Origin of the sequence: Phyllobacterium zundukense (assembly GCF_025452195.1) — a bacterium.
GTDB lineage: Bacteria > Pseudomonadota > Alphaproteobacteria > Rhizobiales > Rhizobiaceae > Phyllobacterium > Phyllobacterium zundukense_A.
This window is the reverse complement of record NZ_CP104973.1, coordinates 3,834,096-3,852,565: the sequence shown is the minus strand read 5'-3', so window position 1 is coordinate 3,852,565 and position 18,470 is coordinate 3,834,096. Positions and strand designations below refer to the sequence as shown.

Annotated in this window: 20 protein-coding genes; 16 read left to right on the top strand and 4 right to left on the bottom strand. The window is 56.3% G+C overall.

The annotated features are described in order from the left end of the window. The first annotated feature begins 21 nt into the window (after nt 1-21). Genes dxs through N8E88_RS31280 form a run of 4 tightly spaced genes read left to right on the top strand, consistent with a single transcriptional unit; the run spans nt 22 to nt 3,931 of the window. Entirely contained in the window at nt 22-1,782 is a 1,761-nt protein-coding gene (gene dxs / locus N8E88_RS31290; RefSeq protein ID WP_410010640.1) for a 1-deoxy-D-xylulose-5-phosphate synthase, read from the top strand. Continuing rightward, nucleotides 1,697-1,942, top strand: a complete 246-nt coding sequence (locus N8E88_RS31945) for a transketolase C-terminal domain-containing protein (protein ID WP_410010639.1) — start codon at nt 1,697-1,699, stop codon at nt 1,940-1,942. Before dxs ends, N8E88_RS31945 begins: the two co-directional genes overlap by 86 nt. Nucleotides 1,943-1,951: 9 nt before the next feature. Then, on the top strand, nt 1,952-2,695 hold the full coding sequence (locus N8E88_RS31285) for a TlyA family RNA methyltransferase (protein WP_262293922.1): 744 nt from the start codon (nt 1,952-1,954) through the stop codon (nt 2,693-2,695). 6 nt (nt 2,696-2,701) lie between these two features. Beyond that, a complete protein-coding gene (locus tag N8E88_RS31280) occupies nt 2,702-3,931 on the top strand; it encodes a class I SAM-dependent RNA methyltransferase (RefSeq protein WP_262293921.1) in 1,230 nt (409 codons plus the stop codon). Nucleotides 3,932-3,941: 10 nt separating this feature from the next. Here the strand turns inward: N8E88_RS31280 and tldD are convergent, their stop codons facing one another. Then, complete coding sequence (tldD, locus tag N8E88_RS31275; protein ID WP_262293920.1) at nt 3,942-5,354, bottom strand: metalloprotease TldD; 1,413 nt, start codon at nt 5,352-5,354, stop codon at nt 3,942-3,944. Nucleotides 5,355-5,434: 80 nt separating this feature from the next. After that, nucleotides 5,435-5,902, bottom strand: coding sequence for an invasion associated locus B family protein (locus tag N8E88_RS31270; protein WP_224506004.1), 468 nt, complete (start codon nt 5,900-5,902; stop codon nt 5,435-5,437). Nucleotides 5,903-6,334: 432 nt separating this feature from the next. Between N8E88_RS31270 and coxB the strand changes: the two genes are divergently transcribed. From coxB to rnhA, 11 genes are all read left to right on the top strand, one after another. Next, nucleotides 6,335-7,180 (top strand): cytochrome c oxidase subunit II, encoded by an 846-nt coding sequence (gene coxB, locus N8E88_RS31265; RefSeq protein ID WP_262295703.1) that lies wholly within the window; start codon nt 6,335-6,337, stop codon nt 7,178-7,180. A gap of 39 nt (nt 7,181-7,219) precedes the next feature. Beyond that, complete coding sequence (ctaD, locus tag N8E88_RS31260; protein WP_114432781.1) at nt 7,220-8,872, top strand: cytochrome c oxidase subunit I; 1,653 nt, start codon at nt 7,220-7,222, stop codon at nt 8,870-8,872. Between the two features lie 63 nt (nt 8,873-8,935). Further along, nucleotides 8,936-9,880, top strand: coding sequence for a heme o synthase (cyoE, locus tag N8E88_RS31255; protein ID WP_262293919.1), 945 nt, complete (start codon nt 8,936-8,938; stop codon nt 9,878-9,880). A 1-nt stretch (nt 9,881) separates the two neighbouring features. Continuing rightward, a complete protein-coding gene (locus N8E88_RS31250; protein ID WP_262293918.1) occupies nt 9,882-10,058 on the top strand; it encodes a cytochrome c oxidase system small membrane protein in 177 nt (58 codons plus the stop codon). Continuing rightward, the gene (locus tag N8E88_RS31245; protein ID WP_262293917.1) at nt 10,055-10,657 is read left to right on the top strand and encodes a cytochrome c oxidase assembly protein; all 603 of its coding nucleotides are present in this window, start codon (nt 10,055-10,057) and stop codon (nt 10,655-10,657) included. Before N8E88_RS31250 ends, N8E88_RS31245 begins: the two co-directional genes overlap by 4 nt. Nucleotides 10,658-10,713: 56 nt before the next feature. After that, nucleotides 10,714-11,592 carry a cytochrome c oxidase subunit 3 gene (locus tag N8E88_RS31240; protein WP_262293916.1) on the top strand — a complete coding sequence of 293 codons (879 nt, stop codon included), beginning with the start codon at nt 10,714-10,716 and terminating at the stop codon, nt 11,590-11,592. Between the two features lie 124 nt (nt 11,593-11,716). Next, complete coding sequence (locus N8E88_RS31235) at nt 11,717-12,112, top strand: DUF983 domain-containing protein (RefSeq protein WP_262293915.1); 396 nt, start codon at nt 11,717-11,719, stop codon at nt 12,110-12,112. Further along, the gene (locus N8E88_RS31230) at nt 12,105-12,905 is read left to right on the top strand and encodes an SURF1 family protein (RefSeq protein WP_262293914.1); all 801 of its coding nucleotides are present in this window, start codon (nt 12,105-12,107) and stop codon (nt 12,903-12,905) included. The genes N8E88_RS31235 and N8E88_RS31230 overlap by 8 nt, the downstream gene beginning before the upstream one ends. A 50-nt stretch (nt 12,906-12,955) precedes the next feature. After that, on the top strand, nt 12,956-13,957 hold the full coding sequence (gene ispH / locus N8E88_RS31225) for a 4-hydroxy-3-methylbut-2-enyl diphosphate reductase (RefSeq protein WP_262293913.1): 1,002 nt from the start codon (nt 12,956-12,958) through the stop codon (nt 13,955-13,957). 10 nt (nt 13,958-13,967) lie between these two features. After that, nucleotides 13,968-14,948 (top strand): homoserine kinase, encoded by a 981-nt coding sequence (locus tag N8E88_RS31220; protein ID WP_262293912.1) that lies wholly within the window; start codon nt 13,968-13,970, stop codon nt 14,946-14,948. Further along, entirely contained in the window at nt 14,945-15,400 is a 456-nt protein-coding gene (rnhA, locus tag N8E88_RS31215; protein WP_262293911.1) for a ribonuclease HI, read from the top strand. Before N8E88_RS31220 ends, rnhA begins: the two co-directional genes overlap by 4 nt. 856 nt (nt 15,401-16,256) lie before the next feature. Here the strand turns inward: rnhA and N8E88_RS31210 are convergent. Next, nucleotides 16,257-16,742: a peroxiredoxin gene (locus N8E88_RS31210; protein ID WP_262293910.1), complete on the bottom strand. Its 486-nt coding sequence runs from the start codon at nt 16,740-16,742 to the stop codon at nt 16,257-16,259. A gap of 79 nt (nt 16,743-16,821) precedes the next feature. Then, the gene (locus tag N8E88_RS31205; RefSeq protein WP_262293909.1) at nt 16,822-17,619 is read right to left on the bottom strand and encodes a protein-disulfide reductase DsbD domain-containing protein; all 798 of its coding nucleotides are present in this window, start codon (nt 17,617-17,619) and stop codon (nt 16,822-16,824) included. 174 nt (nt 17,620-17,793) lie between these two features. Here N8E88_RS31205 and N8E88_RS31200 point away from each other — a divergent pair, with 174 nt between their 5' ends. Further along, nucleotides 17,794-18,396 (top strand): YqgE/AlgH family protein, encoded by a 603-nt coding sequence (locus N8E88_RS31200; protein ID WP_114432193.1) that lies wholly within the window; start codon nt 17,794-17,796, stop codon nt 18,394-18,396. Nucleotides 18,397-18,470: the final 74 nt, after the last annotated feature.

Below are 18,470 nucleotides of genomic sequence, written 5' to 3'. Positions count from 1 at the left end.
CTTGGAACTGGAACCTGCGCTTTGGCCAAGAATTTTGAAACACCACTGCTTGATCGCGTTAAAATTCCCTTGGATTTGCGTCAACTGCCGGAATCCGATCTGCCTCAGCTGACGCAGGAATTGCGAACCGAACTGATTGATGCGGTTTCGACCACGGGCGGCCATCTCGGCGCGGGTCTTGGGGTCGTCGAACTGACGGTCGCGCTCCATCATGTTTTCGATACGCCGCATGACCGGATCATCTGGGATGTCGGCCATCAGGCCTATCCGCACAAGATATTGACCGGACGGCGCCACCGTATCCGCAGCCTGCGGCAGGAAGGCGGTCTTTCCGGATTTACCAAGCGCAGCGAAAGCGAGTACGACCCCTTTGGCGCTGCCCATTCGTCCACGTCGATTTCCGCAGGTCTCGGAATGGCGGTTGCCAGCGATCTTTCCGGCACGAAGCGCAACGTGATCTCGGTGATAGGCGATGGAGCGATGTCCGCAGGCATGGCCTATGAGGCGATGAACAATGCCGGAGCTCTCGATGCGCGCCTCATCGTCATTCTCAACGACAACGATATGTCGATTGCACCTCCTACTGGCGCTATGAGCGCTTATCTGGCGCGCCTTGTCTCCGGGCGGGCTTACCGCTCGTTCCGCGAAACTGCCAAACAGCTTGCCAAGAGGCTGCCGAAATTCCTGCAGGAGAAGGCGCGTCTATCGGAAGAGTATGCCCGCGGCTTCTGGACCGGCGGTACGATGTTCGAAGAGCTCGGCTTCTACTATGTCGGACCGATCGACGGGCACAATCTCGACCATCTGTTGCCCGTACTGAAGAACGTCCGCGACACGATGGACGGCCCGGTTCTGATCCATGTCGTTACACAAAAGGGCAAGGGTTACGCTCCGGCCGAGGCGGCCGCGGACAAATACCACGGTGTTAACAAATTCGACGTCATCACCGGAGCGCAGGCGAAGCCCCCGGCCAACGCGCCAAGTTATACGAAGGTCTTTGCTACGAGCATGATCGAGGAAGCACGTCACGACGACAGGATCGTTGCCGTAACAGCAGCGATGCCGGGTGGAACCGGTCTCGACCTTTTTGGGGAGGTTTTTCCCGAACGTACCTTCGATGTTGGCATCGCCGAACAGCATGCTGTAACTTTCGCAGCTGGTCTGGCAAGCGAAGGGTTAAAGCCGTTTGCCGCGATCTATTCGACATTTCTGCAGCGTGGTTACGATCAGGTGGTGCACGATGTGTCGCTGCAGAACTTGCCGGTGCGTTTTCCCATAGATCGGGCAGGGCTGGTCGGTGCTGACGGCGCGACTCATGCCGGCTCATTCGATACGGGTTTCCTGGCTGCATTGCCGGGTTTCGTTGTCATGGCCGCATCTGATGAGGCCGAGTTGCGCCATATGGTGCGCACGGCGGCCGAGTATGATGAAGGGCCGATCTCGTTTCGCTATCCACGCGGTGACGGTGTAGGTATCGATTTGCCCGAGCGGGGACAGGCTCTACAGATCGGCAAAGGCCGGGTTGTCCGTGAGGGGTCAAAGATCGCATTGCTCTCGTTTGGCACCCGCCTGCAAGAATGTTTGGCTGCCGCAGATGAGTTGGACGCGGCGGGACTTTCTACAACCGTTGCCGACGCACGGTTTGCCAAGCCGTTGGACGAGGATTTGATCTCGTCGTCTGGCGCGAGAGCACGAAGTGTTCGTTACGGTAGAGGAGGGGGCCATCGGAGGCTTTGCCTCACACGTTCTGCATTTTTTGAGCCGCGACGGGTTGCTGGATAACGGCCTTCGTGTCCGCACGTTGACATTGCCTGACCTCTATCTCGACCACGCAAAACCGGAAGCAATGTATGCCCATTCAGGTCTCGACAGTGCGGGCATCGTGCGAACAGTGTTTGCTGCGCTGGGGCGCGACCACATGGCTGCACCCGTCCGTGCGTAAGACGGGCTGATGCGTCTAGATCAGCTTCTTGTGGCAAATGGGCTGTTTGCCAGCCGCTCGCGAGCACGTGATGCCATTTTACGCGGAACCGTGCGGGTTGATGGGGCTCTCGTCACCAAACCCGGTGCAATTATTGGCGAAACAGCCTTGATCAGCGTTGATGACCCGGCAAGCCCTTATGTGTCGCGCGCTGCACTGAAGCTTATCGCCGGTCTTGATCATTTTGCCATCGATGTGAAAGGTTGCATTGCTCTTGATATTGGTGCGTCCACAGGTGGTTTCACGCAGGTCCTGCTCAAGCGCGATGCAGATACCGTGATCGCTGTCGATGTTGGGCATGGCCAACTACATGAGAGTCTCAAGGCCGATGCACGTGTCATAAATCTTGAAATGCTCAATGCCCGGGAATTGGTCCGCGAGCATCTTGAGGGTCGCAAGATCAATCTCGTCGTGTCCGACGTCAGTTTTATATCGTTGAAACTCGCGCTGCCACCGGCCTTGGGGCTGGCAGAGCCTGGCAGCCACTGCGTTCTTCTCGTCAAGCCGCAATTCGAGGCCGGGCGCGAAGCGATCGGCAAAGGCGGCATTTTGCGCGATCCGAAGGATGGTGAACGCGTCGCAAATGATCTAAGGAACTGGTTGGATGGATTGCCGGGCTGGAAAGCCCTTGGGTACTGCCCTTCACCCATAGAGGGCGGCGATGGCAATCGCGAGTTTCTGCTGACCGGCCTGAAAGCCACGATTGAGAAGTAAAATCTTATGAGTACGCGCGTAACGATCGAACGGATGGGCGCCGGGGGCGACGGCATTGCCGCCACTTCGGCGGGAAGCGCCTATGTGCCGTTTTCGTTGCCCGGCGAGGTTGCCAATGTTGCGCTGGAGCATGGCCGTGCCACGCTTGTGGCGCTGCTGGAACCATCGCCCGAGCGTATTGCGCCCGCCTGCCGCCACTTTGAGGAGTGCGGAGGCTGCACCTTGCAGCATTGGCAGGACAGCGCCTATCGCGATTGGAAAAGATCGCTCGTCCACGACGCGCTCGCGGGCAGGGGGTTCGCGTTCACGCTCGATCCGCTTGTGCCGTGTGCGCCGCGGACCCGGCGCCGTGCCGTCTTTGCGGTTCGCACGAGTGAGCGGGGTGCCGTACTCGGTTTCAACAAACATCTCAGTCACGAACTGATAGATATCGTGGAATGTCCAGTAACTGTACCGGAGATCGTTTCGCGTCTTGACGACTTGCGCGAACTCGTAGCTGTTCTTGGTGGCGGTATGAAACCCTTCAAACTGACAGTCACGGCGACGGCTTCAGGGCTGGATATCATGGCGTCAGGATGTGGCGCACCCGACGCCGCAAAACGTCAGGCGCTGACAGCGCTGGTTATCAAAAAGGATTTTGCCCGACTGAGCTTTGAAGGCGAAATCATCGTCGAGCCACGAAAACCCATTGTTCAGTTTGGTAAAGTTCCAGTTTTTCTACCCGCTGGTGGCTTTCTCCAGGCGACCCTGGAAGCCGAGGTAGCCATGTCTGCATTGTTGACGGGTCATCTGGCAAAGACAAAGAAGACAATCGACCTCTTTAGCGGTTCTGGCACCTTCACATTCAGGATGGCAGAGAAATCAGCAGTCCATGCTGTCGAGGGTGAGCAATCCGCCGTTGATGCGATGGATCGCAGCATCCGGCATGTTCAGGGTCTCAAGCCGGTCACGGTGGAGCGCCGTGATTTGTTCCGGCGACCGTTTCTGACGCGGGAACTGAAGCCATACGCAGGTCTCGTCTTTGACCCGCCGCGCGCGGGCGCGGAAGCACAGGCAATCGAGATCGCGAAATCCAGCGTGTCGAAAGTTGCGGCGATCTCGTGCAATCCGGTCACCCTCGGCCGCGACCTGAGCATCCTTGTCAAGGGTGGCTATAAAATCGACCGCGTCGTGCCAATTGATCAGTTTCTCTGGTCTTCGCACGTCGAAGTGGTGGCTTTGCTCAGCAAGAAATAGGGACCTATAGTTAGACCGCCGTCCCGCCTACCGTCATCTGATCCATACGCAGATGTGGTTGGCCGACACCCACTGGCACCCATTGACCGCCCTTACCACAATTGCCAATGCCCGTATCAAGCTGCAGGTCATTGCCGATCATTGAAATGCGTTGCATCGCGTCGGGTCCATTGCCGATCAACATGGCGCCCTTGACGGGCGCGCCGATCTTGCCGTTCTCGATCATGTAGGCTTCGGTACAACCGAACACGAATTTGCCGGAGGTGATGTCTACTTGGCCACCACCGAAGGAAACGGCATAGATCCCTTTCTTCACCGAGGCGATGATTTCTTCCGGCGTCTTGTCGCCGCCGAGCATATAGGTGTTCGTCATGCGCGGCATCGGCGCATGCGCATAGGATTCGCGCCGCCCATTGCCGGTCGGCTCCATTCCCATCAGGCGTGCGTTTTGCCGATCCTGCATGTAGCCGACCAGAATGCCGTCATCGATCAACACGGTCTTGTTGGTTGGCATGCCCTCGTCGTCGACTGTCAGTGAGCCCCGACGTTCGGAGATGGTGCCGTCATCGACAACGGTAACCCCTTTCGAGGCTACCTTCTGGCCGAGCAAACCGGCAAAGGCCGACGTTTTCTTCCGGTTGAAATCACCCTCAAGACCGTGGCCGACAGCTTCGTGAAGCATCACGCCGGGCCAGCCGCTGGAAAGCACGATGTCGAATGTGCCAGCGGGCGCAGGGATTGCCTCCAGATTTACCAGAGCCTGGCGCAGTGCTTCATCGGCAGCGTATTGCCATTTATCCGCGACGATGAACTCGCCGAAGCCCTTGCGCCCGCCTGCACCATATGTGCCGCTTTCCTGCCGGTCGCCATCGCCGACGACAACCGACACGTTAAGCCGAACCATGGGGCGAACGTCGCGCACAAAATGTCCATCGGCACGCAGAATTTCTACCTGCTGCCATGAAGCCGCAAGCGAGACCGAAACCTGCCGCACCTTCGGATCCTTTGCCCGGAGATAGGCATCAATCTCCTGAAGGAGTTTCACCTTCGCCTCGAAACCGGGAGAGCCAAGCGGATTTTCGTCGCCGTAGAGGCTCCGGTTTGTCCCGGGCGGCGCTGCGGTATAAGTTCCGGCGTAGCCAGTCCTTACCGCCGAAGCTGCATCCGAAGCACGCTTCAATGCGCCTAGCGACAACTCGCCCGCGTGCGCATAGCCGACCGAATCACCGGCCACGGCGCGCAGGCCAAAACCCTGATCCTGGTTGAATGAACCGTTTTTCAGCCGGCCATTGTCAAAGGCGAGGCCCTCTGATTCTCTGTATTCGATGAAGAGTTCGCCATCATCCGCCCCGTCGAGACTCTGCTTTACGATTTCGAGGATTTTGTCGCGCGGCACATCAAAACTGTCGATGAGACTTTTCATGAGAATGGGTCCGGTTCAAATGGTGTGAACGGGATGTAGGCCTTCACAGCCCTTTCGACAACCGCAAACTCCCTCGAAACTTATGGAAGTGCGTCAAAACCCTCGCCAAACCCATTAAGTTCGACCGGAATGCCGATACCTTCTTCCGGTGTCTGGAAGACAATGAATGTCGCCGCCTTGCCGGTCTTCAGCGTCTGCACAAGCTGATCCTCCAGAATGACCTCCGCATAGCAACCATCCTCGAAGCAGCGAACGAAGTAAGCGCGGCCGATATCTTTGCCATCCACATTGAGGCCAAGGCCGTTAGGCAGAAGCACACCAAGAGGGGCCAGGACGCGCAAAATCTTCGCTTTGTTGTCCGCAGTTTTCAGAACGACGACGGAGAGGCCCATTTCAGGGCGATCCGCCGCAACGACGTTCTGGATCAGAGCGCATTGCTCTGATTTGGCACCCGCCGGTGTATCGCAAAGGATCGACCACGCGCCATGGGTGGACTTGACTGTGCCGCTCTGCTGCGCTGCCATTGCGGCGCCCGCAACGACAGTCATTGACAGGGCAAGCAGACCGGCAGCGATGCTACGTAGCGCGAAAGAGAACATGTAGGCTCCAAAACAGAATCATCCAGACGTTAAACCGCTCCGCCCCGGATGAAAAGAATGCCGCTCAAACGCTCCCCAGCATAGCGCGGCCTATAAGATGTCGTGTAGCCGAAAAATGGCCGGATTGTGAGCCCAATGGCCCTGTGGGCCGCAAAACAGCTGCAAGAACGAAAAAACTGCTGCTTCGAGCGGTCTGGGGCTTGCGCATGGAAAGCCGCGCGCAAAAATGCCGCATGAGATCACGTTCGCCTTCCTTGCGATGTAAGCTAATGTGTGGTTTGAACGCGCCATACATCGGGCCATCACGCTGCCCAGTCTTATTCTATGGAATCAATGCTTCATTCGGGAGATTTCTAGGTGAAGAAGAATATTGTCACGCTGATGGGTATCCTGAGTGGCCTGCTCGGTGCCGGCACTGCTTATGCAGCCCAGCCGGAGCCTTGGCAAATGACTTTCCAACCGGCAGCTTCTGCCATTATGGAGCAGATCGAGTGGTTTGAACGCTATACGTTGTGGTTCATCGTTCCCATTACGCTTTTCGTGATGGTTCTGCTGGCCTGGGTGATGTATCGCTACCGCGCCAGCGCCAATCCGGTCCCGTCAAAGACCAGCCACAATACGGCGGTTGAGATCGTCTGGACCGTGGGTCCAGTCGTCATTCTTCTCTTTCTGGCGATTCCCTCCTTCCAGTTGTTGACGGCGCAGTATTCGCCTGAAGAGCCGAAGCTGACGATCAAGGCCACCGGCTTTCAATGGTATTGGGGGTACGAATATCAGGCCGGCGAAGCGCCGGTTTCTTTCGACTCCGTTATGTTGAAAGAAACTGACCGCGCTGCTGCCGGGAAAGAAGACAAGAAGGCCTATCCGCGCCTGCTGGCTGTCGACAATGAAATGGTCGTCCCTGTCAATACGACCGTGCGTTTGCTGGTCACTGGTGCCGACGTCATCCACTCATTCTCCATGCCTGCCTTTGGTGTGAAGATGGATGCCGTTGCTGGCCGCAGCAACGAGACCTGGTTCAAGGCTAACAAGGAAGGCATGTATTACGGTCAGTGCTCGCAGATTTGCGGCAAGGATCACGCTTTCATGCCGATCGCGATCCACGTCGTTTCACAGGATCAGTACAATGCGTGGTTTGCTGCCGCCGGGAAAGATCTTCCGGGTGCCTACAAGACGCTGACCGCAGCAATTGACGCAGACAAGAATGTAAGCGTGGCTGGCAACTAAGCGGCTATACGCGATTTATTGAGGAACGGGAGCACTTTGATGGCAGGTTCTGCAGCTCACGAAGCACACGACGCTCACAAGCCTACAGGCTGGACGCGTTGGGTTTATTCGACCAATCACAAGGACATCGGCACGCTGTATCTGATCTTCGCGATCATAGCCGGCCTTATCGGTGGTTCGCTTTCGATCGCCATGCGCGCCGAGTTGCAACAGCCGGGCATCCAGATTTTCCACGGTCTTGCTTCCATGGTCTATGGCTTTGAAGGCGATGCGGCTATCGATGCCGGCAAGCAGATGTACAACGTGTTTTCGACCGCACATGGTCTGATCATGATCTTCTTCATGGTGATGCCTGCGCTCATCGGCGGTTTCGCCAACTGGATGGTTCCGATCATGATCGGTGCGCCGGACATGGCTTTCCCGCGCATGAACAATATTTCGTTCTGGCTGCTCCCGCCCGCGCTCCTGTTGTTGATACTGTCGATGTTCGTTCCAGGTCCTGCCGGTGGCTTTGGTACGGGCGGTGGCTGGACGATCTATCCGCCATACTCGACATCAGGCCAGCCTGGCCCAGCGATGGATTTCGCCATTCTCGCGCTACACATTGCCGGTGCATCGTCGATCCTTGGTGCCATCAACTTCATCACCACGATCTTCAATATGCGCGCTCCCGGCATGACATTGCACAAGATGCCGCTGTTTGCCTGGTCGGTTTTGATCACGGCGTTTCTGCTGCTGCTGGCGCTCCCGGTTTTGGCTGGTGGTATCACGATGCTTTTGACCGACCGTAATTTCGGCACGGCATTCTTCGCGCCTGAAGGCGGTGGTGATCCGATCCTGTTCCAGCATCTGTTCTGGTTCTTCGGTCATCCTGAAGTTTACATCATGATTCTGCCGGCCTTCGGCATCATCAGCCACATCGTTTCGACATTCTCGCGTAAACCGATCTTTGGTTATCTCGGAATGGCCTACGCCATGGTTGCCATCGGCGTCGTCGGGTTTATCGTCTGGGCCCACCACATGTATACCGTGGGCCTGTCGCTAGATACGCAGCGCTATTTCGTGTTCGCCACAATGGTCATCGCGGTTCCAACTGGCGTCAAGATATTCTCCTGGATTGCCACAATGTGGGGTGGGTCCATCGAGTTCAAGCCGCCAATGGTCTGGGCGATCGGCTTTATCTTCCTGTTCACCGTTGGTGGTGTGACGGGCGTTCAGTTGGCCAATGCCGGTCTCGACCGTTCGCTGCATGACACCTACTACGTGATCGCGCATTTCCACTACGTGCTGTCGTTGGGTGCAGTGTTCGGCATCTTCGCCGGCTGGTACTACTGGTTCCCGAAGATGACTGGCTACATGTACAACCATAAAATTGCCCACACGCATTTCTGGGTGATGTTCATTGGCGTCAATCTGGTTTTCTTCCCGCAGCATTTCCTTGGTCTCGCAGGCATGCCGCGCCGCTACATCGATTACCCGGATGCTTTCGCAGGCTGGAACGAAGTATCGTCGATCGGTTCGTACATCTCCGGCGTTGGCGTCCTGATCTTCCTCTTCGGCGTATTCGAGGCGTTCGCCAAAAAGCGTGAGGCTGGAGCCAATCCCTGGGGGGCGGGCGCTACGACACTCGAATGGCAGCTTTCATCGCCGCCGCCGTTCCACCAGTGGGAACAGCTCCCACGCATCAAGTAAAACACGTCAATGCCGGGACTTCCAAAAGGTTGTCCCGGCATTGAATAGACAAGACGGATCCAAATGGCACTGATTGAGAAAAACGCAAATCTTGATGCGAGCATTGGCCTCTCGGAAGCCAACGCATCGGATTATATTGCGCTGCTCAAGCCACGCGTCATGTCCTTGGTTGTCTTTACCGGCTTCGTTGGAATGATGGCTGCTCCTGGCCAGATAAATCCTGTCTTGGCGGCCATCGCCATCCTTTGTATTGCCGTCGGGGCAGGTGCCTCAGGTGCGCTCAACATGTGGTACGACGCCGACATCGACGCCATTATGAAGCGCACCTCCAAGCGGCCGATCCCTGCAGGACGTATCTCGCGCGGAGAGGTGTTGACATTTGGTCTTCTGCTATCGGCTTTCTCAGTCGTGACGCTGGGCCTGTTCGTCAATCTTCTCTCGGCATTTCTGCTGGCATTCACGATCTTCTTCTATGCTGTCATTTATACGATGTGGCTGAAGCGTTCCACGCCGCAGAACATCGTTATCGGTGGCGCAGCGGGTGCGTTTCCACCCATGATCGGCTGGGCGGCGGTCACGAATTCTGTGAGCATGGAAAGCATCGTCCTTTTTCTCATCATCTTTCTGTGGACACCGCCGCATTTCTGGGCCTTGTCGCTGTTCATGTCTGATGACTATGAGAAGGCGAAAATTCCGATGATGCCCAATGTGGCGGGAGCCGCATCGACGAAATTTCAGATTTTTCTCTATACTTTGCTGGTAGCACCGGTTGGCGTTCTCCCTTGGATCATGGGATTCGCCGGGCCAGCATATGGCCTGTTTGCCATCGCGATGGGCGGTGCCTTTCTTGCTTCGGCTTTCACTGTGTGGCGCGCTCCAGTTGGCGATGCGATGTTGAGGCCTGCCAAGAAGATGTTCGCGTTCTCCATTTTCTATCTTTTCAGTTTATACGCGGTGCTCCTCGGCGAGATTCTGGTTCGCAAGGCATTTCTGGTAGCTGGTGTTTGATATGAGCAACGACATGGTAACCCTCACGGAGAAGCAGAAGCGGGCACAACGCAGCCGCTCCTTGGCGCTCGCGCTGGCATTGGCTGCGTTTGTCGTCGTTGTCTATGTCGGGACATGGGCCAAAATCGGCGCCAATCATTCTTCGCAGACGGCACCCGTAACGAGGCCCGTGCAATGAGCGGAGCTGCACAGAAACGCAAGGTTTCCGACCGGACGATCGCGATTTCTTGCCTCGCCTTCTTCTTTGGCATGGTGGGTATGGCGTTTGCCGCCGTCCCGCTCTACGCCATGTTCTGTCAGGTTACCGGATATGGTGGCACGACCCAGCGCGTCGAGCAGATGTCCGATACCATTCTCGACAAAAAAATCACCGTGCGTTTCGACGCCAATACATCTGGCGGTTTGCCGTGGCAGTTCGAGCCGGTGCAGCGGGAAGTCACGATGAATATCGGCGAAACGAGGCTGATCAAATATGAAGCGAAGAACATCCTCGATAAGCGGACTGCAGGGCGAGCGTCATTCAACGTGACGCCGCAGGCTGCGGGTGCTTACTTCAACAAGGTCGAGTGCTTCTGCTTCACGGATACGGTCCTCAAGCCAGGCGAAGATCTGGAAATGCCGGTCGTCTTTTTTGTCGATCCGGACATCGTCAACGCGCCTGAACTGAAGGGCGTCAACACAATCACCTTATCCTACACATTCTTCCCAATCCCTATGCCAGCACCCGTTGCTGCCAATACCGGGGGCAAGAAGAATGGTACATCAGGACAACTCTAAAACGCGCCGGCTTAGTCCGGTGTCAAAACCAATGATCAGACCTTGCGAGGGTTAGAATGGCCGAGACGCACCAAAAGAACCACGATTACCACATCATCGATCCCAGCCCATGGCCATTTCTTGGCTCGGTTGGGGCGTTTGTTCTTGCGATCGGCGGCATCGCTTTCATGCGTTACCATGCCGGCGGCGAGCTTGTCCTTTTCCGCGCCAATCTCACAAACCCCTGGATCCTGCTTATAGGCGTGATGATCATTCTCTATACGATGTACGGCTGGTGGTCCGACACGATCAAGGAGAGCAAGGAAGGGCATCACACGCGCGTAGTCTCGCTGCATCTGCGCTATGGCATGATCATGTTCATTGCCTCGGAAGTGATGTTCTTCGTTGCCTGGTTCTGGGCGTTCTTCGATGCCAGCCTTTTTCCCGGAGAAGCAGCGCAAGTAGCGCGGACAGCATTCACCGGCGGCGTATGGCCCCCGAAAGGTATTGAAGTTCTCGACCCCTTGCACCTGCCGCTTTACAATACAGTCATCCTGCTTTTGTCCGGCACGACGGTCACATGGGCGCATCATGCTCTGATCCACAATGATCGCAAGGGCCTGATCACTGGCCTAACGCTGACCGTCCTGCTCGGCCTGCTCTTTTCTACCGTGCAAGCCTACGAATACATTCACGCTCCATTTGCGTTCAAGGATTCGATCTACGGTGCGACATTCTTCATGGCGACGGGTTTCCATGGTTTCCACGTCATCATCGGAACCATCTTCCTCGCCGTATGCTTGCTTCGTTCGCTGCGCGGTGACTTTACGCCGAACAAACATTTCGGCTTCGAGGCTGCTGCATGGTATTGGCACTTCGTTGACGTGGTCTGGCTGTTCCTGTTCTTCTCGATCTATGTATGGGCCTCCTGGGGTGCTCCGATAGCAGTGGAATAAGGGAAGTAGTTTGAAATTTGCGGGCGGTCGTGGAAACACGACCGCTCTCACTTTTTCAGCACATTCCTGCACAACCATCCGATATACTCACAGTAAAGCCCCTCCGGCCTTGAGGCACAGGACCATGAATCAAGATACGGCGCTTTACGCACCAGTTGACCCGGTAGTTGCCGGTGTAAAGGCGCGCTGTCCTCGATGCGGGCAGGGGAAGTTGTTCGATGGATTCCTCGCACCGGCGAAGCGCTGTTCGAGCTGTGGGCTGGATTATTCATTCATCGACACGGGCGAGGGTCCCGCAGTTCTGGTGATGCTCTTGATCGGCTTCATTGTCGTCGGCCTTGCTCTCTGGATGGAGGTGACGCTCGATCCACCATTGTGGCTGCATTTTATCCTGTGGATACCCTTGGCTCTCGTGCTCTGCCTCGCGGCGTTGCGCTGGATGAAGGGCATTTTGATAGCCTTGCAGTACAAGCATAAAGCCGCAGAGGGTCGGCTTGATACGCCGGAGAGCCATGACTGACCGCGTGACGACTCAACCAAGCAACCGCTTCCCGTGGATGAAATTTGTCCTCGGTGCAATCGTTTTCGCGATCTTGATCGCCCTCGGGACATGGCAGGTCGAACGCCTTTACTGGAAGGAAGGCTTGCTGGCGGAGATAGAGGCTCGAACCCATGCGAAGCCCGCACCGCTTGCCGAAATCGAGAAGGTCTGGGCGGCTGAAAAGGATGTCGACTACCGGACGGTTACAGTGACCGGCCAGCTGCTTAATGATCGCGAGCGTCACTATTTCGCGACCTATGAAGGCACTTCCGGGTTCTACATCTATACGCCGCTTTTGCTTGACGATGGGCGCGCGGTCTTCGTTAATCGTGGCTTTGTTCCCTATGACAAGAAGAATTCGGTGACACGGCCGCAAGGCGAAGTCGAGGGACAGGTGGTTGTGACGGGGCTTGCGCGCAACCCGCTTTATGACAAGCCTTCGTCGATCGTGCCGAATAACGACCTCATGACCAATATTTACTATTGGAAAGACCTGACGACCATGGCGGGGCAGTCGGGTATCGCCAATGACAAGCTGGTTCCGTTTTTCATCGATGCCGACAAGACGCCAAATCCCGGGGGCCTGCCGGTCGGCGGTGTGACGATCATCGATCTGCCGAACAGCCACCTGCAATATGCGGTAACCTGGTATGGCCTTGCCGCGACGCTTCTTGCTATCGCGGGAATTTCGCTCTGGCAGAGATACCATCCCAAAAATTCAAACGAGCCCGAGGTGAGCCAATCTGAAGCTTCGGACTTGACTTCGCGCTGATTGCCGCCCAATTCCAACAGCACCGCAACGCTTCGATGAGACACGATACGATGGCTGACAAGAAACCACTGACAATCCGCCTGTGCGGACCGCGCGGTTTTTGCGCCGGTGTGGATCGCGCCATCCAGATCGTCGTTTTGGCGTTGAAGAAATATGGCGCGCCTGTCTACGTCCGCCATGAGATCGTGCACAACCGTTACGTCGTCGAAGGCTTGCAGGCTCGCGGAGCGGTTTTTGTCGAAGAACTCGACGAAATTCCTCCGGAGCATCGCAGTCAGCCCGTGGTCTTTTCCGCGCACGGGGTGCCGAAGTCGGTTCCCTCCGATGCGACTAGCAAGAACCTTTTCTATCTGGATGCAACATGCCCGCTGGTCTCCAAGGTTCATAAGCAGGCGATGCGCCACCAGCGGCTCGGCCGCCATGTCATTCTCGTCGGTCACTCAGGCCATCCGGAAGTCATCGGTACGATGGGTCAATTGCCCGAAGGTGCGGTCACGCTGGTCGAAACGATCGCCGATGCTGAGACGTATGTCCCTGACGATCCCGATAATCTCGGCTTTGTCACGCAGACAACGCTTTCCGTTGATGACACTGCCGGGATCATCGCGACCTTGCAGCGCCGTTTCCCCGCACTGACAGCGCCGGCCGCGGAATCGATCTGTTACGCCACGACGAACCGCCAGGAGGCTGTGAAGGCCGCTGCTCCGGGCTGCGACCTTTTTCTCGTCGTCGGGGCGCCGAACTCGTCCAATTCAAAGCGGTTGGTCGAGGTCGCCGAGCGGTCGGGCGCCGTACAGTCTCTGTTGGTTCAACGAGCCGGCGACATCGACTGGAGCAGGGTCGGCAACATTTCGGTGGTCGGATTGTCCGCGGGCGCTTCAGCTCCGGAGATCATCGTTGACGAAATCATCCAGTCCTTTTCGGAGCGGTATATCGTGTCGATTGAACTTGCCGAAACAACCATCGAGACCGAAAATTTCCATGTGATGCGGGACCTGCGGGACGTGGAACTGACGAGCGCCGATATGGCATTCGTCAACGGCAGCCGGTAAGAGCTAACAAATGGCCGTCTACACCGACATCAATGAAATCGACCTGGCGCATTTCCTCAAAGACTACGATATCGGCGAGCTGCTTTCGTATAAGGGCATTGCCGAGGGCGTCGAAAACTCCAACTATCTGCTGCATACCAGCACTGGATCGTACATTCTGACGTTGTACGAGAAACGTGTGAACAGCAACGATCTGCCGTTCTTTCTCGGTTTGATGCGCCATCTGGCGGGCAAGGGGATACGCTGTCCTTTGCCAGTGAACCAGAAGTCCGGATCAAGCATCGGTGAACTGGCTGGTCGGCCTGCTGCGATTGTGACCTTTCTCGAAGGCATGTGGATGCGCCGCCCGACAGTGCAGCATTGCTTTGCCTTGGGCGAGGCAATGGCGAGGATGCATGTCGCAGGCGAGGATTTCCCCATGCGCCGCCCCAATGCGCTCTCGGTAGAAGGCTGGCGGCCCCTGTGGGACAATTCCAAGGCCGGTGCCGATCGGGTTGAACCAGGCCTTGCTGACGAGACAGAGACCGATCTGGCCTTCTTCGAGTCCAACTGGCCGTCGCACTTGCCCTCGGGTGTTATCCATGCCGACCTTTTTCCAGACAACGTCTTCTTTTTGGGAAACAAATTGTCGGGACTGATCGATTTCTATTTCGCCTGTACCGATCTGCTTGCCTACGATGTGGCCGTTTGCCTGAACGCCTGGTGCTTTGAAAAGGATCATTCTTTCAATCTCACCAAAGGCACGGCCTTGCTTCGGGGCTACAACTCCGTTCGCCCGCTCTCGGCAGACGAAGCCGCAAGCTTGCCTATCCTTGCACGCGGTTCGGCGTTGCGCTTCATGCTCACAAGATTGTACGATTGGCTCAACACGCCGGAAGGCAGCCTCGTTGTCAAAAAAGACCCGATGGAATACATCCGCCGGATGCGCTTTCACCGCCAGATCAAGTCGGCAGAAGAGTACGGACTTATCCTGGAAGGGTCCAAGGTGTGAAGGAGATTCAGGCTTTTACCGATGGCGCTTGCTCCGGCAATCCCGGTCCGGGAGGCTGGGGTGCGGTTCTGCGCTGGAACGGCAATGAAAAGGAACTCTCTGGCGGTGAAGCCGACACGACCAACAACCGTATGGAGTTGATGGCGGCGATCTCGGCTTTGAATGCCCTGAAGGAGCCGTGCCACGTCGATCTTTATACGGATTCGGTCTATGTTCGTGACGGTATTTCTGGCTGGATCGACGGCTGGAAGCGCAACGGCTGGAAAACTGCCGCGAAGAAGCCAGTGAAGAATGCCGAACTCTGGCAGGCGCTGGATGAAGCGCGCAAGCGGCACAAGGTGGTCTGGCACTGGGTCAAAGGGCATGCCGGCCATCCGGAGAACGAACGTGCCGATGAGCTTGCACGCGCTGGCATGGCGCCTTTCAAACAGAAGCGAATGCCGCAAGTTTAAGAGCCTGACCGACAACTCGCCAAGCGGGCTGCAAATAGCGCTTTCCTGTGCTCCGGTGCGGATTTGTGTGATTGATAGTTTCAAAGAACCGGGTGTGCTTCTCCCTTGCCACGCCCTCATCAGAGTCTGGCCATTGCTTTGCATTGTGGGAAGACGGGCGGTCGTCGAAGCGCGTCTTTGTAGATAAATAATGCGATCCGAAGACCGCCCGCTAACGTTGTCCCCCTGCCGGCCAGCTTCTGCTTGTTCCGAAGGGCGAGTGGATGAACGCCTGGAGTCCGGGCCCGTCGTCGCCGTCGGTGCAGTGTCCGCACGATTGGCGTTGGCGTCAACAATGGAGGCAATATCTGCCTGGAATGCGCAGATTGACCTCCGAAGACGAACAGGTCGGCCAGCGCTCGGGTCCGTTGCCCGCCCGCTGACACGCCGTCCTTCCCCACTTTCGAACGGCTCCGGAAGCAGCTCCCCATGGAAAGGACGGGCACAGGATAGCTCAGGTTTCAGGCGCGTGGATAAACAGCCACGATTATTTTGTCTGGAGGTTGATCGGGGTGCCTTCAAGGCTGCTTGATTTACCGGATGGCAATGCTGCTGTGCGTGGTTCGACAAGCTCACCATGAGGGAGGTAGAGTGTTGCAACGACAATCGCCAGCATTGCAGAATTTCGCTCCCTGCAATCAACCCACCTCCCTCATGGTGAGCTTGTCGAACCACGCACAGCAGCATTGCCAAAACCGAGCACCGACAGCAAAATGTCTCTTCACTCGCCCCTGTGGGGAGGGAAGGCGCAAAGCGCCAGGGAGGGGTTTTTTGAATCTGTATCCAAAACTTATCCCCACCCCAATACGAGTTTCTCCTAAAGCTGATTGAGAATGGTCGCTGCGCTCGAGGTGATAGCCTGACCAGGAGACTCTTCAATATTGAGTTGCTTCACCACGCCGTCTTCGACCAACATTGAATACCGCTTGGAGCGTATGCCCATATTGCCGGCACCGAGATCGACATCGAGACCGACGGCCTTGGTGAAGGTAGCATTGCCGTCCGAGAGATATTGAATCTTGCCCTCGCCATTTGTTGCCTTGGCCCAGGCACCCATGACATGCGGATCATTGACGGCTACCACGACAATTGCGTCGATGCCCTTTGCCAGAATTGCATCTCTGTTTTCAAGATAACCTGGTAGATGGTTCATGCTGCAGGTCGGCGTAAATGCGCCAGGAACGGCAAAGAGAACAATTCTCTTGCCCTTGAACAGCGTTTCGGAGCGGACTTCACTGACGCCCTCATCCGATTTCGTCTTGAATACAGCGTCCGGCAAACGCTCGCCCACCTTGATCGTCATGAATAGCTCCCTGTGAGATGTGATATGAGACCTTCCGCACATAGGGTGCGCACTTGCAAAAGTCGAGAATTTTTGATCGTTATTCCTGCACGTCAACGGTTCCGGAGACAGCCTTGTTCCCTTGAACCAGCGTGTAGTTGAGAGGGGGCGTTTTCTTGTCCTTTCCGGAGATGATCCGCACGGAAAAAACAGCTTCATTTGCCTGCCGGTCCTTCAGTTTCGACATGCCGAATGTAACGGCTCCATCGCCCGCGACGAAAATGTCGGTGTTTGGATCATCGGCAGGAAGGTCGACCGTTACTCTCACATGATCATCCTTGCGTGTCGCGCTGCGCGCGCCAAATGTCGCCGACGCTTCGCCCGGCAGCTGTTCGAAGGCCGCATCTATAAGCGTTTTCGTCAACGCGTCGGTGGGTTTGGTGTTGTCGACGCTAAAATCAAACTCCGCTTTGACAGGGATGCAGATCGTCTCGCAAATCCCAAGAAACGCATGGCCCTTCAGATGGGCGGGCTTGGCAGGATCGGCGAGCGTGAGCGTGAGCGGCAAGGAGACCGGTTTCTTGTATCCTGCCCAATGGGTATTGCCGTCGTCGAAGCGGTGCGGCGTTGGAAACGAAAGCGCATAGCTTTTGATGTTGGTGCTTTCGGTGAGATCAAGTTCGGGCGGCACACCCGCATCACCGGGTTCTCGCCAATAGGTTTTCCAGCCCGGATCGAGATTGATCTCTATCGCTCCGCGGATCTCGGGCGATGGCTGGACAGGATTGTCGATAACGAGCCTGACGTTGCCGCCTGGCGTCTTCGTCCATTCGGAATTTGCATGCGCCGGAGCGGTAAACGCAATCACGGCAGCAAGAAAGAGCAGTTCTGTTTTCATTTTTCGACCTTTACAGGCCTTTTGGGCACTATCAAGGATGTGACTGATTTTGCGCATCATTTCTGCGTGAGAAGTAATCCCGCAATACGTGCGCGGCTGAGGGATTTCAGCATCATTTACAATTCGTTACCCAAAGCCGTTGTCATTTACAGAATCCTTGGTACCTTTATTCTCATGGAGATTTTCAGAGACGCCAACAAAGAGACCGGATTTCTGAATGGACAGTTCCTTCTCGCTATGCCGGGAATGGACGACAGCCGGTTTGCGCGCTCGGTCATCTATGTTTGTGCGCACTCCGAAAAGGGCGCTATGGGCCTGATTATCAATCGTGTCCAGGACATGGAATTTTCGGATATCCTCGTTCAACTTGGTGTTCTCGACGAGCAACAGGCAATCATGATGCCTGAACGGACGCGCGATTTTCTGGTGCGCAATGGCGGACCGGTCGAAATGCGGCGAGGCTTCGTCCTGCATTCTGACGATTATCTCACCGATTCAACCATGCCGGTAGCAGAAGAGATTTGCCTGACGGGAACTGTGGATATACTGCGTGCCATCTCCGGTGGCCGCGGACCGCGCAAAGCCTTGATGACTCTGGGTTATTCCGGTTGGGCTTCGGGTCAACTAGAGACCGAGATCGCCAACAATGGCTGGCTCACCTGCAAGGCGTCGCAGGAACTGCTTTTCGATACCGATATCGACAGCAAGTACGATCGGATTTTAGCCTATATGGGCGTTGATCCGTCGCGGCTGGCCACTGTCGCCGGACACGCCTAATACTGCAGTTGCACTCTTCGTGATGCCGGGCTGCAAAGGCAGATTTTCTACGCTTCGGTGCTCACGTACCCAAA

Excerpts from the sequence above, each read along its gene's own strand:
- ctaD (WP_114432781.1), top strand. The coding sequence starts at position 7,220 with ATGGCAGGTTCTGCAGCTCACGAAGCACACGACGCTCACAAGCCTACA.
- N8E88_RS31240 (WP_262293916.1), top strand. The coding sequence starts at position 10,714 with ATGGCCGAGACGCACCAAAAGAACCACGATTACCACATCATCGATCCC.
- cyoE (WP_262293919.1), top strand. The coding sequence starts at position 8,936 with ATGGCACTGATTGAGAAAAACGCAAATCTTGATGCGAGCATTGGCCTC.
- N8E88_RS31220 (WP_262293912.1), top strand. The coding sequence starts at position 13,968 with ATGGCCGTCTACACCGACATCAATGAAATCGACCTGGCGCATTTCCTC.
- N8E88_RS31230 (WP_262293914.1), top strand. The coding sequence starts at position 12,105 with ATGACTGACCGCGTGACGACTCAACCAAGCAACCGCTTCCCGTGGATG.
- tldD (WP_262293920.1), bottom strand. The coding sequence starts at position 5,354 with ATGAAAAGTCTCATCGACAGTTTTGATGTGCCGCGCGACAAAATCCTC.
- N8E88_RS31200 (WP_114432193.1), top strand. The coding sequence starts at position 17,794 with ATGGAGATTTTCAGAGACGCCAACAAAGAGACCGGATTTCTGAATGGA.
- N8E88_RS31205 (WP_262293909.1), bottom strand. The coding sequence starts at position 17,619 with ATGAAAACAGAACTGCTCTTTCTTGCTGCCGTGATTGCGTTTACCGCT.
- N8E88_RS31285 (WP_262293922.1), top strand. The coding sequence starts at position 1,952 with ATGCGTCTAGATCAGCTTCTTGTGGCAAATGGGCTGTTTGCCAGCCGC.
- N8E88_RS31245 (WP_262293917.1), top strand. The coding sequence starts at position 10,055 with ATGAGCGGAGCTGCACAGAAACGCAAGGTTTCCGACCGGACGATCGCG.
- N8E88_RS31280 (WP_262293921.1), top strand. The coding sequence starts at position 2,702 with ATGAGTACGCGCGTAACGATCGAACGGATGGGCGCCGGGGGCGACGGC.
- N8E88_RS31250 (WP_262293918.1), top strand. The coding sequence starts at position 9,882 with ATGAGCAACGACATGGTAACCCTCACGGAGAAGCAGAAGCGGGCACAA.
- N8E88_RS31210 (WP_262293910.1), bottom strand. The coding sequence starts at position 16,742 with ATGACGATCAAGGTGGGCGAGCGTTTGCCGGACGCTGTATTCAAGACG.
- ispH (WP_262293913.1), top strand. The coding sequence starts at position 12,956 with ATGGCTGACAAGAAACCACTGACAATCCGCCTGTGCGGACCGCGCGGT.
- coxB (WP_262295703.1), top strand. The coding sequence starts at position 6,335 with ATGGGTATCCTGAGTGGCCTGCTCGGTGCCGGCACTGCTTATGCAGCC.
- N8E88_RS31270 (WP_224506004.1), bottom strand. The coding sequence starts at position 5,902 with ATGACTGTCGTTGCGGGCGCCGCAATGGCAGCGCAGCAGAGCGGCACA.
- N8E88_RS31235 (WP_262293915.1), top strand. The coding sequence starts at position 11,717 with ATGAATCAAGATACGGCGCTTTACGCACCAGTTGACCCGGTAGTTGCC.